12 protein-coding genes and 1 tRNA gene are annotated in these 16,399 nt (G+C 61.7%); 6 read left to right on the forward strand and 7 right to left on the reverse strand.

What is annotated here, in order from left to right; translation table 11 throughout:
- Positions 1-124: 124 nt before the first annotated feature.
- Positions 125-1,276, reverse strand: a complete 1,152-nt coding sequence (locus NCR98_RS07945; protein WP_250465008.1) for a glycosyltransferase family 4 protein — start codon at positions 1,274-1,276, stop codon at positions 125-127.
- A gap of 123 nt (positions 1,277-1,399) precedes the next feature.
- Positions 1,400-1,924: a GNAT family N-acetyltransferase gene (locus NCR98_RS07950; protein ID WP_244825375.1), complete on the reverse strand. Its 525-nt coding sequence runs from the start codon at positions 1,922-1,924 to the stop codon at positions 1,400-1,402.
- Between the two features lie 422 nt (positions 1,925-2,346).
- On the opposite strand from NCR98_RS07950, the gene NCR98_RS07955 reads away from it, so the two are divergent.
- The 3 genes from NCR98_RS07955 (at position 2,347) to NCR98_RS07965 (ending at position 6,539) form a co-directional block, all read left to right on the forward strand.
- Positions 2,347-3,387 carry a DUF1839 family protein gene (locus NCR98_RS07955; RefSeq protein WP_250525917.1) on the forward strand — a complete coding sequence of 347 codons (1,041 nt, stop codon included), beginning with the start codon at positions 2,347-2,349 and terminating at the stop codon, positions 3,385-3,387.
- A 975-nt stretch (positions 3,388-4,362) separates the two neighbouring features.
- Positions 4,363-5,109 carry a Crp/Fnr family transcriptional regulator gene (locus NCR98_RS07960; protein ID WP_244825377.1) on the forward strand — a complete coding sequence of 249 codons (747 nt, stop codon included), beginning with the start codon at positions 4,363-4,365 and terminating at the stop codon, positions 5,107-5,109.
- Between the two features lie 29 nt (positions 5,110-5,138).
- Positions 5,139-6,539, forward strand: a complete 1,401-nt coding sequence (locus NCR98_RS07965; protein ID WP_244828053.1) for an undecaprenyl-phosphate glucose phosphotransferase — start codon at positions 5,139-5,141, stop codon at positions 6,537-6,539.
- Between the two features lie 75 nt (positions 6,540-6,614).
- On the opposite strand, the gene rpiA is transcribed toward NCR98_RS07965, so the two are convergent.
- From rpiA to rnr, 5 genes are all read right to left on the reverse strand, one after another.
- Positions 6,615-7,307 carry a ribose-5-phosphate isomerase RpiA gene (rpiA, locus tag NCR98_RS07970; protein ID WP_250525938.1) on the reverse strand — a complete coding sequence of 231 codons (693 nt, stop codon included), beginning with the start codon at positions 7,305-7,307 and terminating at the stop codon, positions 6,615-6,617.
- A gap of 56 nt (positions 7,308-7,363) precedes the next feature.
- Positions 7,364-7,759: a SirB2 family protein gene (locus tag NCR98_RS07975; protein WP_250525918.1), complete on the reverse strand. Its 396-nt coding sequence runs from the start codon at positions 7,757-7,759 to the stop codon at positions 7,364-7,366.
- 1 nt (position 7,760) lies between these two features.
- Positions 7,761-8,585, reverse strand: a complete 825-nt coding sequence (locus tag NCR98_RS07980) for an N-acetylmuramoyl-L-alanine amidase (RefSeq protein ID WP_250525939.1) — start codon at positions 8,583-8,585, stop codon at positions 7,761-7,763.
- Positions 8,586-8,592: 7 nt separating this feature from the next.
- Positions 8,593-9,336 (reverse strand): 23S rRNA (guanosine(2251)-2'-O)-methyltransferase RlmB, encoded by a 744-nt coding sequence (rlmB, locus tag NCR98_RS07985; protein WP_244825380.1) that lies wholly within the window; start codon positions 9,334-9,336, stop codon positions 8,593-8,595.
- 99 nt (positions 9,337-9,435) lie between these two features.
- On the reverse strand, positions 9,436-11,898 hold the full coding sequence (gene rnr, locus NCR98_RS07990) for a ribonuclease R (protein WP_244825381.1): 2,463 nt from the start codon (positions 11,896-11,898) through the stop codon (positions 9,436-9,438).
- 255 nt (positions 11,899-12,153) lie between these two features.
- Here rnr and NCR98_RS07995 point away from each other — a divergent pair.
- The 3 genes from NCR98_RS07995 (at position 12,154) to NCR98_RS08005 (ending at position 16,376) form a co-directional block, all read left to right on the forward strand.
- Positions 12,154-12,240, forward strand: a tRNA-Leu gene (locus NCR98_RS07995).
- A gap of 309 nt (positions 12,241-12,549) precedes the next feature.
- Positions 12,550-13,770 carry an MFS transporter gene (locus NCR98_RS08000; RefSeq protein ID WP_244825382.1) on the forward strand — a complete coding sequence of 407 codons (1,221 nt, stop codon included), beginning with the start codon at positions 12,550-12,552 and terminating at the stop codon, positions 13,768-13,770.
- 101 nt (positions 13,771-13,871) lie between these two features.
- Positions 13,872-16,376, forward strand: a complete 2,505-nt coding sequence (locus NCR98_RS08005; RefSeq protein ID WP_250525919.1) for an acyl-CoA dehydrogenase — start codon at positions 13,872-13,874, stop codon at positions 16,374-16,376.
- Positions 16,377-16,399 lie beyond the last annotated feature (23 nt).

The raw sequence follows: 16,399 nt of genomic DNA on the forward strand, positions 1-16,399 counted from the left end.
GTTCTGTGCGACCGCGAACGCTCGCCCGATTCGATACCCCTTTTGTATGACACTCGCGCGCTTTATGCGGTACGTATGCGCGTTTTCGTCGTGCACCACTTAGTTCATTCGTCGGTCTATTCGCTCAGACGGCGCCATCGGGCGCGCGCGTGCGACGCGGGCCGACCGGCATCGCACGTGGCCGTTGCGAAGCGCGTTCCGCGAGCGTTTCCTGATAGATCGTCAGGTATTCGTTGCTTACGCGCTCGACTGAAAGCTGATGCAGATTCTGTCGCGCGCGCGCCGACAGTTGGCCGCGCGCCTGCGAGTCGAGCAGCAGCCAGCGCAGTTTCGCCGCCGCCTCGGCCGGATTGCCATCGGGCACGAGCACGCCCGCCGCGCCGCCATCGAGTAATTCGGGGATGCCGCCGATACGCGTGGCAACGATCGCGCACCCTGCCTCGCGCGCCTCGGCGATCACGAGCGGACTCGGGTCCTGAAGCGACAGCAACGCGAAGACATCGGCTTCGGCGAGATACGGACGCGGGTCCGCGACGAAGCCGGTGAAATGCACCGTCGCGCCCAGATCCAGCTCGGCGGCGAGCGTTTCCATCGCGCTGCGATCGGGCCCGTCGCCTACCAGGTACAGATGCGGCTCCGGTATGAATTCCCGGTCGTGCATCGATTGCTCGCGCAACAGCGCGAATGCATGCAGCAAATCGGTAATACCCTTTCTTCGATACATCCCCGCCACGCAAACCACGTTCGGATGCTTCAAACGCAGGGGTTTCGGCGCGGGACGGCACACGAGCCGCGGCGCGCCTATCGCACCATTGCGCACGACCGAAAGCCGCTCGGCCCCGATACCGCGGGCGACGAGATCCTTCGCGACCGCATCGCTCACGGCGACCATGCGATCGCCCGAGCGCACCAGCGACGCGCTCTTCTGCAATTCATGGTGCACGGTCGTGACGAGCGCGAAGCGGCGGCGCATGCTGCCAAACCGCGAGATCAATGCGCCCGTCATCATGTGCGCGTGCACGATATCGGGATCGAATCGGTCGATAAGGCGATTGAAGCCCGCGATCATCGAAGGGACGCGCCAAGGCTGGCGCGACTGTTGCAACGGAATATGCGTGATGCCGTGACGTCGCAAGAGCGGCTCGAATCCGCCGCCGGATGACGCCACGATTACCTCCTGCCCCATGCGCGCCTGCATGCAGGCGAGATCCACCATCATGTTGACGGTGCCGTTGCCAATCGTCTGTGCGTGGTTGGCTAGATGGACTATTCGCATGTGGGTTCGGCACGCGCGACCTTGGTCGGTCCGCGTGTCCTGGATTGCCTTTCGTTTTTACAGCGTGGAATTCGTTGGATCGCGCGCGCCGCCTTAAGGGCCAAGCAGCGCGCGCAAAGCTGCTTACAGCAACTCGTAGGTGTTGGCGTGCAGTTGCGCCTTGCTGGCGCTCGCCGTTTCGCGCGCCGTCTGACGGCTCTTTCGCGTCAGGCCGATGTACGGCATGCCGTGTTCGAGGAACGGACCTTCGGTCTTGCGAAAGCCGAACGCTTCGTAAAAGCCGCGCAGACTCACAGGCGCCGTGAGGCGCACGCCGCGTCCGGGCCAACGTTCCGCGGTCACTTCGAGCACGCGTTCGATGAGCGCATGCGCGGTGCCATCGCCGCGACGCAGCGGGCTCGTCAAGATCTTGTCGACGACGACTTCCGGGTCTTCGGCATCGCCTTCGTGAATGCGCGCATAGGCGAGCACGGGCATCGAACGAGTCATGTCTTCGGCTGCGAAGACATGCACGCCGCTTTCATCGCGGCCATCGGGATCGAGGTGCACATGCGACTGTTCGACGACGAACACCGCACTGCGTGCGCGCAGAATCAGATAAAGCTCTCGCGCAGTGAGCTGTTCGAAATCAAGGGCTTTCCAGTTCATCGTTTTATTCTCCATGCTCGGGCCGGATAAAACCGGCGTGGCGACCATCACACGTTACGTCCCGGTGAGCCAACATTCCGTGCGGCGGCGCACCGACGATAGCCCTTGCAGCCCCGTCAAATAAGGCCAACCGCACGCAAGGCGTCTCGGGGAAAAAGACGCCTTCGAACCTAAAACCGCATACACGGGCCGCGATGCACCGTTCGCCGCCCATAAGTGCATGCAACCGTGCACCCGGCGCGATTTCGTGCATTCGCATGCACCGATAGCGCTCGCTTCATGCGGCACCTTCATGGGAAAATCGAGATGCTTACCGCCGTCGACCGCGACTCGGGCGCGCAAAAAAACGAAAGCAAAAATGACTGCATGCCCGGCCGCACGGGCGGTATCGGACGCCGTCCTTACTGCTCAGAGGTCAACGCATGAGCGCGTTCCACACCGGCGGTGTGACGGGTTCCGACGCAGGCCGTTCGCGCGTCGTGCAACTCGACCCCTTGCGCCTGCGCGCGCGGCGGCATCACGCGCATGCGTTGCATCGTGGCGAGCGCATCTGGCGCGACGGCGCGGGACCCGTCGATCTCTGGATCGAGCTTCTGCATGGCAATGGTCTCGAACCGCGCGCGGCACTCGCGTATAGCGTCGCGCAAGACTTCGAGGACGACCAGTTCACGCTCGGCCGCATTACACCGGAAGACATCGAAAAGCTTTACGGCCTGCAAGTACAGGAGCTTTCGATCTTCCATTCGCTCGAAGAACGCGCGCTCGTGCAGACGCGCCGCGCAAACACCGTGCTGATCGAAACGGATGCGTTCTTCTTGCCCGACACGCGGTCGGCTTCCTACCATCGCGAGCATGCGAAGACGACTATCGGCATCGATGTGATCGATCCCAATGCGCGGCGTCTCGGCTACTTTCATCACACGGGCTACCATCTGCTCGATGGCGATGACTACAACGGCGTGCTGGGCTTGCCCGCCAGCGACGCAAGCACCTTGGCCGCGACACTTTTCCCGCATGTCGAGTTCGTCAAGCGTGTACGTGAACCGCTTACCGGAACGGCCTTGGCGGAAGCATCGGCCGATCTGTTGTGCGCGCATTTGCTGCGACGTCCTTTGCACAATCCGATCACGCGCTGGCGTGCTGCCTTTCCCAAACATGTCGATGCCATGCTCGCGCGCGGTGACGCTTACACGCAGCTCTACTTCGCAAACGTAATGCGGCAGCTCGGCGCGAACTTCGAACTGCTTGCGCACTACCTGCAATGGATGCGCGAGCAAGGCTTCGACATACCCGTGCAAACGCATACCAGCGCCCGCAAGATCGCAAGCGAGACCATGGTCATGCAATGCCGTCTCGCTCGCTCGCTTTCACGACAACATTGCGAGCTTTGCGAAGCCTCTTTCGATGTTCTCGAAGATGCGTATTCGCGCGTAGTGCCGCCTCTCGCCGCTATAGTCTGTTGAACATTTCATAGCATGATTCATGAGATGCGCCCTTTGCGGCGCCCTCATTTCGAGCCTTATTTCAAGGGGTTTTTTGCTTGCTCCAATCTCTCGGCGACATGGCACGCCAAGTGTGTTAGTCAAATCTCACGCTGCTTTGCGCTGTGTTCAACGCTTCACGCGACACACAAGCGCTCGAAGTTGTCCTCGATGAAACATTTCTGAATTCTTCCCTCCGCGTAATTCGGCGTTGTCGCAAAGCACCAAACCATCAAATGTCACGCAAACGTTTTACGCTGAATCATCGTGATGATGTTCGTTGAAGCATGCTGTGCAAGCCTCGTATGGGCCGATGTAAGCCATCACGGCCGACATGAAGATCGTTCACCGTGATGCTTATCGCGTGAGGATTCCACATCGCGCAAGAGCCGCAACGTTTTGCCCTTGAACGCGAATCACGACCATGCACGGCTTGCATGTCGCAAAGACATACGCAGCAAGGCTTTGCGGATAAGCAAGCGAATCATCCACGAATGCACGTTCGCTTGCCCACGAAGCCGATGGAACACGGATGAATCAATTTTCAAACTCCCTACGAAAGAAGGAAGGTTTGCAACCTGATGTCTCCCCAAGAGCCCTGTCGCGCGGTAATGCGATATGACCAATCCTTCATTCGTGGGGATCGCAACAATGCTACGTATTGGGTCGCATACGTATTCCTAAGACCAGCAATGTTCAAAACTGAAACAAAAATGCTTCGCTGCACTGCATCACAAACGGCGGATTTGCACTGAGGCCCCGCCCACATTGACGCTCGCCGCATTGGCACAGTCCTCGCTAAAAGAGTGTCGCCACCCGATCGACGCAATCAACCAAATCAACTCATGCGCGACACAGGAGCTACGGGGCTGATGTGAAGGACGGAATGTGTTGGATAACGTTCACATCAGTAAATAAAAGAGTGAAGCGCACTGCGCGAGCTACGAGAGAACAACCATGCTGACCCTCCAGTCCGACCTGCACGGCAACCATTTGCTTGGCGCGCTTCCGGCGCACGAATGGCAAGCACTGACTCCGCATCTCGAGCTCGTTCAACTGCGCACCGAACAACTGCTGTGCGATTCCGGCCAGCGCATTCATCACGTCTATTTCCCGACGACGGCCATCATCTCGTTGCTGCATACCATGGAAGATGGCGGTTCCGTCGAAATCGCGGCGGTCGGCCGCGAAGGCATGACGGGCGTGCCGGTGCTCACGGGCGGCGAAACCATGCCGACGCGCGTGCAAGTGCAGTGCCCCGGCTTCGCGTATCGCATGAGCGCGCAAGCCCTGCGCGACCAATTCGCGCGTTCCGACTTCCTGCGCCGCCTGATGCTTCTTTATATGCAAGCGCTGCTCACGCAAGTCGCGCAGACGGCCGCATGCAACCGCCATCATTCGCTCAATAAGCAACTTTGCCGCTGGCTTCTGATCGAAATTGATCGTACGGCGTCCAACGAACTACAAGTGACGCAACAATTAATTGCCGATATGCTGGGCGTGCGCCGTGAAGGCGTGACCGAAGCAGCCGGCAAGCTGCACGATGCGGGCCTCATCCATCACAGCCGCGGCTGTATCAAGGTGGTGGACCGCGAAGGGCTCGAAGCCCGCGCCTGCGAGTGCTACGGCCTCGTGAAGCGTGAATTCGACCGCCTGCTGCCGCGCATGCGCGTGCAGGAAAACGTCTCCGTTCCCAGCGCCTGATAATGCAGATGCAAACTAAAAATCGCGATATGTTCGCCCGCTCGGCACGTTGTCTCGACGTGTTCCTAATCATCGCAGGCGGGGTGATTGCGCACTTCATGCGCTTCTCCTCGCTCGATTTCAGCGATGTCGAAAAGTTGCTGATCGCGTTCAATTGCGTGCTCGCCCTCTTGCTGTTTCCGGCGTTCGGCGTGTACGAAGCCTGGCGCGGCAAGCCGTTGCCGGTGATGCTCGCACGCGTGACGCTCGCCTGGGTCGCGGTGGCGGCGGCGGCGCTTTTGCTGGCGTTCACGCTGCATCGGATGGATCTGGTCTCGCGTCTGTGGTTCGCTTATTCCACGCTGATTTCCGGCGCGTTGATCGTCGTCGCGAAGTGCGCGGTCTATCTGAGCCTTAGAGCCATGCGTGGCCGCGGCTTCAACCAGCGCACCGTGGCTATCGTCGGCGCGCAGGGTTTCGCGCGCACCTTGCTCGCGCACCTCAGCAGCACGCCCGAACAGGGTTTTACGCCGGTTTGCCTGCTCGATACGACCGGCGACGAGGAATTGCACGCGAGCGGCGTAGGCAGCACGCTGGGCGCTTCCATGCGCATGCCGGTGCTCAACGACTTCGACGAACTCGTCGAGAAAGTGCGCCGCGAAGAGATCAACGAAGTGTGGCTCGCGCTGCCGCTTTCGCAAGAGCACACCATCTACCGCTTCGTGCACGCGCTGCGCCATGACTTCGTGAATCTGCGTTTGATTCCAGACACCCGCAGCATCTCGCTCTTCAATCATTCGATGACGGATGTCGCCGGGCTCGCCACCATCAACCTGACGACCTCGCCGGTCAGCACGCTGCAAATGTGGCCGAAGATGCTGTTCGACCGCCTGTTCGCGGCCGCCGCACTCTTGGCGCTGTCGCCGCTCATGATCGGCATTTCGATCGCGGTGAAGGCTACCTCGAAGGGACCGGTCTTCTTCACGCAGAACCGCAAGGGCGCTGACGGACGGCCGTTCCGCATCTACAAGTTCCGTTCGATGGCCGTGCACAAGGAAACGAGCGGCCACGTGACCCAGGCAACGCGCAACGACCCGCGTGTGACGAAGATCGGTGCATTCCTGCGCCGCACGAGTCTGGACGAGCTGCCGCAGTTCCTGAACGTACTGTTCGGACATATGTCGGTGGTGGGCCCGCGCCCGCACGCGCTCGAACACGACGACTTGTACAAGGATCTCGTCTACGGTTATATGTTCCGTTACCGCATCAAACCGGGCATTACGGGTTGGGCGCAGGTGAACGGTTATCGTGGCGCGACCGAAAAAGTCGAGAAGATGCAGAGCCGCGTGAAGTTCGACCTGTTCTATATCCACAACTGGTCGTTCTGGTTCGACATCAAGATCGTCGCGATGACCATGTTCAAGGGCTTTATCGGACGTAACGCGTTCTGATTTTGCCTTTGGATAGAAAATGGCCCGGACATTCCGGGCCATTTTTGTTTGAGCGTGCTGCCCTCGAGCGGTTTTTTATGCCGCGTAGTCGATACGTTCGACGCCCTTCTCCGTGCCCAGCAAACACACATTCGCGCCGCGCGCCGCGAACAGTCCGACGGTCACGACGCCCGGCCACGCGTTGATCCGCGCTTCGAGCGCGCGCGGGTCGGTGATGGAAAGCCCTTTCACGTCGATGATCTCGTTGCCGTTGTCCGTGATGAAGGGTGAACCGTCCAGCGTCACGCGCACGATCGGCACGCCCCCGAGCGTCACGAGCTTGCGGCCGATAGCCGTGCGCGCCATCGGCACGACTTCGACGGGCAGCGCGAACTTGCCCATTACGTCGACGCGCTTGCTTGCATCGGCGATGCACACGAACACGTCCGACACCGACGCGACGATTTTCTCGCGCGTGAGCGCGCCACCGCCGCCCTTGATCATCGCGCCGCTGCCGTCGATTTCATCGGCGCCGTCCACGTACACGGGCAAGCTTTCGATTTCGTTGAGATCGAAGACCTTGAAGCCATGCGCTTCGAGGCGCGCCGTGGTCGCGAGCGAACTCGATACCGCGCCGCGATAACGCGCTTTCGACTTTGCGAGCGCATCGATGAAGCAATTGGCGGTGGACCCCGTGCCAACGCCGATGATGCAGCCTTCGGGCGTCTGCGCGTCGACATAATCGGCGGCGGCCTGGCCGACCAGTTGCTTGAGTTCGTCCTGAGTCATGATGGTGTTGCTGCTTTCGAGGTGAGAATTCGAGTCCAAGGGAGCATCTTGCTCCGCTAAGCGAACGCGTGCAGGAAACCGAGCGGATCGTGCGTGCGCGCCACCGAAGCGATGAACGCGAAGACGACGATGGCGAGCACGCCGAAGATTGCCCGCGAGGTTTTGGTGCGGCCGCGTTTGAGCGCAAACGTCCCGAGCACAATATAGACGACGAGGCCCGCGATCTTCGCTGCGAGCCACGCGGCATTCGCGTCGAAGCCGATGATGACGACGAGCGCGATGGCCGAGACGAGCAGCACGGTATCGACGATATGCGGGACGATTTTTACCGCACGCTTTTGCAAGAGACGCGGATCCGCGAGCATCCAGATCCAGCGCAGCAAGAAACCGGCGATGCTCAGTCCCGCGCAGGTCATATGGAGCGCGCGAAGCGGCAGAAAGTAGTCGCTCATGTCAGGGCAGATATTTGTCGATGAGCGCGGACGCGATGGCGTCGCTTTCGGCATCCGCGTCACCCGCGTAGTCCGACGGGCGGAAGTGCATCTGGAACGCGCCGAAGACGCGGCGCGTTTTCTCATCGAGGACACCGTCGGTGGCGACATCGTAACCGTAACGTTTGAGCTTTTCCTGAAGCGCGCGGACATCCGTGGGCGCCTTCGGCGCACGGCCGGCGAGATGCGCGGCGACCGTGGCATCGTCGGGCCATGCGCCGATGCCCGCCTGGTAAAGCGTGTGCCACGGAAAAAGCGGACCGGGATCGATCTTGCGTTGCGGTGCGATATCGCTATGGCCGACGACGCGCGTCGGCGGAATGCGATAGCGCGTGACGATATCGCGCGACAGTTCGATGAGCGCGTCGATCTGCGCGGGCGGATAAGGTTGCCACCCGCGGCCGGACGGCGTGTCAATGGGCCCGAGATTCACGTTCTCGATCCCGATGGACGAAGCGTTGAGTTCCGTCGCGCCTTGCCAGTAACTCAGCCCGGCGTGCCACGCGCGCTGGTCTTCCGGCACGAGTTGATAGACGACCGGCTCGCCTCGTTCGATACGCGGGGCATCGGGGACGACGTAGTGCACGCTCACCTGATCGCCGGTCAGGACCGAGAGAGACTTCGCTTCGTCGATCTCGGTGTAGTGCATGACGAGAAAGCGCACGCGGGAGTCGGCGCCTTTTGCGTGGTACTGAGTGTCGGCGAGGTAGGTGCCGCGGTCGATCATGGTGGTGGTGCAGGCGGTGAGCGCACAGGCGCAGATCAGGGCGGTCAGGCGGGACAACATTGGCACGCTACTTCTTCACACTTCTCTGCCGCACGGCCTCGAATAAACAAACCCCGCTCGCCACGGACACATTGAGACTTTCCACCGCGCCGGCCATCGGGATATTCATGATCTCGTCGCACGTCTCGCGCGTGAGACGGCGCATGCCTTCGCCTTCCGCGCCCACCACAATAGCCACCGGGCCGTCCAGCTTCGTTTCAAAGAGACTCGCTGACGCTTCGCCCGCCGTGCCGATCACCCACACGCCCGCATCCTTCAATTCGCGCAGCGCGCGCGCCAGATTCGTCACGGTGATGTAGGGCACGCTGTCCGCCGCGCCGCTCGCCACCTTCGCCGCCGTTGCGTTCAGCCCGGCGGAACGGTCGCGCGGCGCGATCACGGCATGCGCGCCCGCCGCATCGGCGACACGCAGACACGCGCCGAGATTATGCGGATCGGTGACGCCATCGAGCACCAGCAGAAGCGGCGTGCCGGTCACGCCATCGAGCAATTCGGCCAGATTCTGCGCGAGCGGCAAGTCTTGCCCGCGCGCCACCACGCCCTGATGCTGAATGGTGCCCGCGAGCCCGAACAAGCGCGATTCCTCGGCTGCGATCAGGCGAACGCCCGCTTCCTTCGCGGTCCGCAGAAAATCCTGCATGCGCCGGTCCTTGCGCGAAGGGTCGTACAAGACCTCTTCGATCGACGATGCATCCGCACGCAAACGCGCGGTCACTGCGTGAAAACCGTATAGAACCTTGAGACGTGACATGACTGATCCAAACCTTCGTGAAATCCATAAAAGCATGACGCGGTCCGAAGCTCGTGGCGTCGGACCGCGCGATTGCCAGCTAGCGCCCTGAAGCGCGTCTTATCGTTTCTTGCGCGCCGGCCTGCCCTGCGCCGATGACTTCGACGCCACGCCACGCTTTCTGGCCGCGCCACCGCGCGTGGCCGACGCCACCGCCGCGCCCTTCTTCGTGCCGCCACGCGTACGCGTGCCGGTGACGTCGTCGTCGAAAGCGCGGATGCGCGGACCACCCGCATCGCCGCCCGATGCATGCTCGGCGCCCGCATTCGCGGACGGACGCGGCGCCGGCGGCTTCACCGGCGTGTCGCGCACGAGACGGAAGTCGATCTTGCGCGCATCGAGATCGACGCGGCCCACCTGCACACGCACACGATCCGACATGCGATACCGGATACCCGTGCGTTCGCCGCGCAGTTCGTTCTTGATCTCGTCGTACTGGAAGTAATCCGAGCCCAGTTCGGTGATATGCACGAGCCCTTCGATGAACAGGGAATCGAGTTGCACGAAGATGCCGAACGACGTCACGCCGTTCACCATGCCGCCGTATTCCTCGCCGAGCTTGTCGCGCATGAAATAGCACTTGAGCCAGGCTTCGACATCGCGAGAGGCTTCATCGGCGCGACGTTCGTTCGACGAACAATGCAGCCCGAGTTCTTCCCAAATCGCGACGTTGTTGCGCGAACGGCCGCGCGACTGATCGTCGTTCTTCTGCATCTCGCGCGCGGCTTTCGTGAGGCCGGTGCTAAGCGATGTGTCGTGACCCACTTCGGGCAGATACTTCTTGCCCTGCAAAATGGCGTAAATGGCGCGATGCGTGAGCAAGTCGGGATAGCGGCGAATCGGGCTCGTGAAGTGCGCGTACGCCTCGTAAGCCAACCCGAAGTGACCGATGTTGTCCGGGCTATACACCGCTTGCTGCATGGAGCGCAGCACCATCGACTGGAGCATCTGCGCGTCGGGCCGGTCGCGAATCTGCGCGATCAGCGCGGCGTAATCGCTCGCGTGAGGCTTCGCGCCGCCCGTCAGCGTGAGACCGACGCCACGCAGGAACGTGCGCAGGTTTTCGAGCTTCTCCTCGGTCGGTCCCGCATGCACGCGGTAGAGGCCCGGATGCTTGTTGCGCTTCAAAAAGTCCGCCGCGCAGACGTTGGCCGCCAGCATGCATTCCTCGATCAGCCGATGCGCGTCGTTACGATGACGCGGCACGATCTGCTCGATCTTGCCCTGCGAGTTGACGACGATATACGTCTCGGTGGTGTCGAAATCAATTGCGCCGCGCTTCTGACGCGCGGCGTGCAGCGCCTTGTAGACGCCGTAGAGATCCTGCAATTGCGGCAGGATCTCGGCGCGGCGCGCGGCTTCCGGTCCCTTGGTGTTCGTGAGCACCGCGGCGACTTCGGTGTAGGTAAGACGCGCGGCCGAATGCATCACGCCAGGATAAAACTGATATGCCTTGATTTCGCCGCGCGCGGTGATGACCATGTCGCACACGAGCACGCAACGATCGACGTCCGGGTTCAGCGAACACAAGCCGTTCGAGAGCTTTTCCGGCAGCATCGGGATCACGCGACGCGGAAAGTACACCGACGTGCTGCGGTCGAGCGCGTCGACATCGAGTGCTTCGTTCGGGCGCACGTAATGCGACACGTCCGCAATCGCCACGAGCAGCCGGAAGCCCGAACCGCGGCCCACGGAGATGGGCTCGCAATACACGGCATCGTCGAAGTCGCGGGCGTCTTCGCCGTCGATCGTGACGAGCGGCACATCGCGCAAGTCCACGCGATGGCGAATGTCCACCGGACGCACTTCGTCGGGCAGCTTCGCGGCGGCGGCAAGCGCGGCGTCGCTGAATTCGTGCGGCACACCGTACTTGCGCACGGCGATCTCGATCTCCATGCCGGGATCGTCGATATCGCCGATCACCTCGGCCACGCGGCCGAGCGGCTGCGAATGACGGCTCGGGAAATCGGTGAGATCGACGGAAACCACTTGCCCGACCTTCGCCTTCTTTGGGTTCTGCGTGATGAGAATGTCGTGACCGATGCGCTTGTCTTCCGGCACGAGAATCAACGCGCCATTCTCGTTGATGAGCCTACCGATGATGCGCTTGTTCGCGCGGTCCGTGACCTCGACGATATGCCCTTCCGGCCGGCCGCGCCGGTCGAAGCCGACGATGCGCGCAAGCACGCGGTCGTTGTGCATGACCTTCTGCATTTCGCCATTGGGAAGGAAGAGATCGTCCTGGCCGTCGTCGCGGATCAGGAAGCCGAAGCCATCGCGATGACCTTGCACGCGGCCTGCAACGAAGTTCGAAGGATGCGTGAGCTGGTAGTGACCGCGCTTGTCGAGGCGGATTTGCCCGTCGCGTTCCATGGCCGCCAGTCGCTTGAAAAATCCTTCGCGCTCCTGGCGCTTGATCGACAATGCCTCGGCGATGTCGTTCGCGGCATGCGGAGTCTCGCTCGTGCGCAGCACGCCGAGAATCTCTTCGCGGCTGGGAATCGGATACGGATATTTGCTCAAGGGCTTGATCGTCTTTCTTCTCGTTTAGATGGACTTTCGCGGAACTTTGCAGCCTTCAATGGCGGGCATCGTTGCAAGTCATTCTAACACCCGTATTCGGGCCCTCATGAGGCGCGCAGGCGCTTGAGCATGCCGCAGCGAGGATCACGCTCGCGCTGCGAATCGTCGAATGGAAATGCTTGACAGACGCAATCCGGTCGATATAATGGCGTTCTTTGCTGCTCACGAAGCACAAAACGCAGTACACGCACCCTTGCCCAGGTGGCGGAATTGGTAGACGCACTAGGTTCAGGTCCTAGCGGTGGCAACACCGTGGAGGTTCGAGTCCTCTCTTGGGCACCAAGGTCTCTTTCAGCGTTTTGCAAACAACCCCACGAATCAACGCGTGGGGTTTTTTGTTTCCGCGCCTTTTCTTTTCAAATCCTATTCAATTTTCTTACGTCGTCTATTCGATCTTCTGTTGAATCGAATCGATTCGAATCATTCGCGCTTACGATCACGATTTAATCGCGCTTATTCGTGCCACGCGCTTTCTTGACCTCCTGCAGCTAATTAAACACGGGCGTACACTCAGCGTGCCTGCGGCCCTGCCTGTCCGGCCTCGCCGCTCGCCAGGCAAGCCAATCAATTAATCGAACGGAGACAACGGCAATGAGTTGGACGCGCGAACAACGAAACGTAACGATTGCGGCTTACCTGGGCTGGACACTCGACGCATTCGACTTCTTTCTGATGGTCTTCATATTGAAGGACATCGCCGCCGAATTTAATACTGGCATTCCCAAGGTGGCCTTCGCCATTACGCTTACGCTGGCGGCGCGTCCGCTTGGCGCGTTGATCTTCGGGCGACTCGCGGATAAATTCGGCCGCCGTCCGACATTGATGATCAACATCGCGATTTATTCGCTGCTCGAATTGCTCTCGGGTTTATCGCCGAATCTCACGACTTTGCTGATCTTGCGCTTTCTCTTCGGCGTCGCGATGGGTGGCGAATGGGGCGTCGGCTCCGCGCTGACGATGGAAACCGTGCCGCCTTCCTCGCGCGGCTTCGTCTCGGGCTTGCTGCAGGCGGGATATCCGAGCGGCTACTTGCTCGCGTCGATCGTATTCGGCGTGCTTTATCAGTTCGTCGGCTGGCGCGGGATGTTCTTTGTCGGCGTCGCGCCCGCGCTGCTCGTGCTATATGTGCGCGCGCACGTGCCGGAATCGCCCGCGTGGCGCGCGCTCGAAAAGCGCAAGCGGCCGGGTCTGCTCGCCACGCTCAAGCAGAACTGGAAGCTCTCGCTTTACGCGATCGTCCTGATGACCGCGTTCAACTTTTTCTCGCATGGCACGCAGGATCTGTATCCGACCTTCCTGCGCGAACAGCATCATTTCGACCCGCACACGGTTTCGCTGATTACCATCGTGCTCAATATCGGCGCGATTGTCGGCGGTCTCTTTTTCGGGTCGCTTTCCGAGAAGATCGGACGGCGCGTGGCGATTTTCATCGCCGCGCTGATCGCGTTGCCGGTTCTGTATTTATGGGCGTTCTCGACAGGCCCGGTGATGCTCGCCATCGGCGCGTTCCTCATGCAGATTTCCGTGCAGGGCGCGTGGGGCGTGATTCCAGTGCATCTGAACGAGATTTCGCCGGATGAGATTCGCGCGACGTTTCCGGGGCTCGTTTATCAACTCGGCAATCTGCTGGCGGCCGTCAATGCGACGATGCAGGCATCGATCGCCGAGGCCCACGGCAAGGACTACGGCACGGCAATGGCGATCGTTGCGGGAACCGTCGCTGTCGTGATCGCCGCGTTGATCTTCTTCAGCCGCGAGCGAAGGGGTATCGATATGACGCGCTCGGCGGAGGAAGTGGCGGCGCAAACTTAAGCGAACCATCGGGCGCCACAAGCTATATTAGAGGGCGATGCCGACGCATTCGGCACGCCCCGTGCTGCTCCTCCGAACCACCGCCGCTTCGGAGACCCGTGATGCTCGCCCTCTTCGTCATCGCTTTCCTCCTTGTCGCTGGCGCGTTGACCTTCGTGCAAGCGCCTGCCGTCGCCTGGCTCGCGGCGCTCGCGATCTGGGTTGCGGCGGGCGCGTTCACCGGCATCGTCGGGCCGATAGTCACCGCGCTGCTGGCCATCGTCTTCGTGCTTCCCGCGCTTCTCCTCTCCATCAAGCCGTTGCGCCGCGTGCTCATCAGCCGGCGGGTGCTGGGCGTATTTCAAAAAATCCTGCCGCAGATGTCGGCCACCGAACGCGACGCCATCGAAGCGGGCACGGTCTGGTGGGACGCCGAACTCTTTTCCGGCCGCCCGCACTGGGACTCGCTCCTCGCTCACGGCGCGCCAAGACTCACGCCGGAAGAACAAAGCTTCGTTGACAACGAATGCGCCCATCTCTGTGACATCGCCAACGACTGGGACACCACGACGATCTGGCAGGATCTGTCGCCGCAAGCCTGGGCTTTTATCAAGGAGAAGGGCTTTCTCGGCATGATCATTCCGAAGCAGTACGGCGGAAAGGCGTTCTCCGCTTACGCGCACTCGCAAGTCATCATGAAGATGTCGACGCATTCGTCGGCGGCGGCGGTCTCGGTGATGGTGCCCAACTCGCTCGGACCCGCCGAATTGCTGCTGCATTACGGCACCGAAGAACAGAAGAACTACTACTTGCCACGCCTCGCGCGCGGCGATGAAATCCCCTGCTTCGCGCTGACGAGTCCGTATGCCGGCTCCGACGCCGCTGCGATTCCCGATGTCGGCGTCGTCTGCCGCGCGATGCACGAAGGCCGCGAGACGCTCGGCTTTCGCGTCACCTGGAACAAGCGCTACATCACGCTCGGACCGATCGCCACCGTGCTCGGACTTGCCTTTCGCGCGCTCGATCCTGAACGTCTGCTCGGCGGCAACGAAGCGCCCGGCATCACCTGCGCGCTCATTCCGACGACGCATCCCGGCGTGCATATCGGCAGACGTCACTGGCCGCTCAACGCCGTGTTCCAGAACGGCCCGAACTGGGGAACAGACGTTTTCATCCCGATGGAATGGGTTATCGGCGGACGCGAACAGGTCGGACGCGGCTGGCGCATGCTGATGGAATGTCTCGCGGCGGGCCGCGCGATCTCGCTGCCGTCGTCGAATGTCGGCATGGCCAAACTCGCCGTGCGCGGCACCGGCGCCTATGCCGCCGCGCGCCGCCAGTTCCGGACGTCGATCGGACGCTTCGAGGGCATTCAGGAAGCGCTCGGCCGCATGGGCGGCAATCTGTACGTGATGGATGCGGCGCGCCGCCTGTCGGCACAGGCCGTCGATCTCGGCGAAAAGCCCTCGGTGATTTCGGCGATCGCGAAATATCACATCACCGAGCGCGCGCGCAAAGTGATCAACGACGGCATGGACGTGGTCGCGGGCAAGGGCATCTGCATGGGGCCGTCGAATTTTCTCGCGCGCGCGTATCAGCAGATGCCGATCTCGATCACCGTCGAAGGCGCGAACATTTTGACGCGCTGCCTGATCATCTTCGGACAGGGCGCGATTCGCTGTCATCCGTATGTGCTCAAGGAGATGGCGGCCACGCGCGAGCCCGACGCAAAACGCGCACTCACCGACTTCGACGCGGCCTTCTTCGGTCATGCGAGCTTTCTCGCGTCCAACGCGATCCGCAGCCTCGTCTACGCGCTCGGCGGCGGCGTGTCGATCCGCAAACCCGCACAGGCCGACGCGCGCCTCGTCCCGTACTATCGCGCCGCGACACGACTGTCGAGCGCGTTCGCCCTCTTCGCCGATATCTCGATGCTCGCGCTCGGCGGCGAGCTCAAGCGTCGCGAGCGCCTGTCCGCGCGCCTGGGCGACATCCTCGCGCAGCTTTATCTGATCTCCGCGACGCTCAAGCGCTTCGAGGACGACGGCCGCCCGGAAAGCGACTTGCCGCTCGTGCGCTGGGGCGTGGAAGACGCGCTGTATCAGGCGCGGCTCGCCTTCGACGGCTTGCTCGCCAACTATCCGAACCGTGCCGCCGCGGCCTTCTTGCGCGTCTTCGCGTTCCCGTTCGGCCTGCCGCACACACCCAGCACGGACGCGCTCGGCAACGACGTCGCGCTCCTGATGCAGACGCCCGGCGATGCGCGCAGCCGCCTCGTCGAAGGCTCGCACGTGTCCGCGCTCGAGGACGATCCGATCGCGGTCGGCGAGAAATTGCTCGCGCTCACGCCCGCCGTCGTCGCACTCGAAGCGCGCCTGCGCGACGCCGTGAAATCCGGCAAGACCGCTCCTCTGCCGCAAAGCCCGGACGAGATCGAAGCCTGGGCGCGGCAAGCGACCGCGCTCGGATTGATCGATACGAGCGAGGCGGCTCTGCTCGAAGAATGGGCATCGCTCGCGCGCGAAGCCGTGAAAGTCGATGATTTTTCCGCAGACTTCGGTATCCTCGAAGCATTGCAAAAGCGCAGCGCCGAGATCGAGCAACAAATGCCCGAAACGGTCGCCTGATTTCGAAGCACACCACGCTGCCG

The sequence above is a fragment of the Caballeronia sp. GAWG2-1 genome (genome assembly GCF_023631405.1).
Classification (GTDB): domain Bacteria; phylum Pseudomonadota; class Gammaproteobacteria; order Burkholderiales; family Burkholderiaceae; genus Caballeronia.

Bases quoted from the DNA above. Each gene is read 5' to 3' on its own strand.
- NCR98_RS07960 (WP_244825377.1), top strand. From the start codon at position 4,363: ATGCTGACCCTCCAGTCCGACCTGCACGGCAACCATTTGCTTGGCGCG.
- rlmB (WP_244825380.1), bottom strand. From the start codon at position 9,336: ATGTCACGTCTCAAGGTTCTATACGGTTTTCACGCAGTGACCGCGCGT.
- rpiA (WP_250525938.1), bottom strand. From the start codon at position 7,307: ATGACTCAGGACGAACTCAAGCAACTGGTCGGCCAGGCCGCCGCCGAT.
- NCR98_RS08005 (WP_250525919.1), top strand. From the start codon at position 13,872: ATGCTCGCCCTCTTCGTCATCGCTTTCCTCCTTGTCGCTGGCGCGTTG.
- NCR98_RS08000 (WP_244825382.1), top strand. From the start codon at position 12,550: ATGAGTTGGACGCGCGAACAACGAAACGTAACGATTGCGGCTTACCTG.
- NCR98_RS07955 (WP_250525917.1), top strand. From the start codon at position 2,347: ATGAGCGCGTTCCACACCGGCGGTGTGACGGGTTCCGACGCAGGCCGT.
- NCR98_RS07980 (WP_250525939.1), bottom strand. From the start codon at position 8,585: ATGTTGTCCCGCCTGACCGCCCTGATCTGCGCCTGTGCGCTCACCGCC.
- NCR98_RS07975 (WP_250525918.1), bottom strand. From the start codon at position 7,759: ATGAGCGACTACTTTCTGCCGCTTCGCGCGCTCCATATGACCTGCGCG.
- NCR98_RS07965 (WP_244828053.1), top strand. From the start codon at position 5,139: ATGTTCGCCCGCTCGGCACGTTGTCTCGACGTGTTCCTAATCATCGCA.
- NCR98_RS07950 (WP_244825375.1), bottom strand. From the start codon at position 1,924: ATGAACTGGAAAGCCCTTGATTTCGAACAGCTCACTGCGCGAGAGCTT.
- NCR98_RS07945 (WP_250465008.1), bottom strand. From the start codon at position 1,276: ATGCGAATAGTCCATCTAGCCAACCACGCACAGACGATTGGCAACGGC.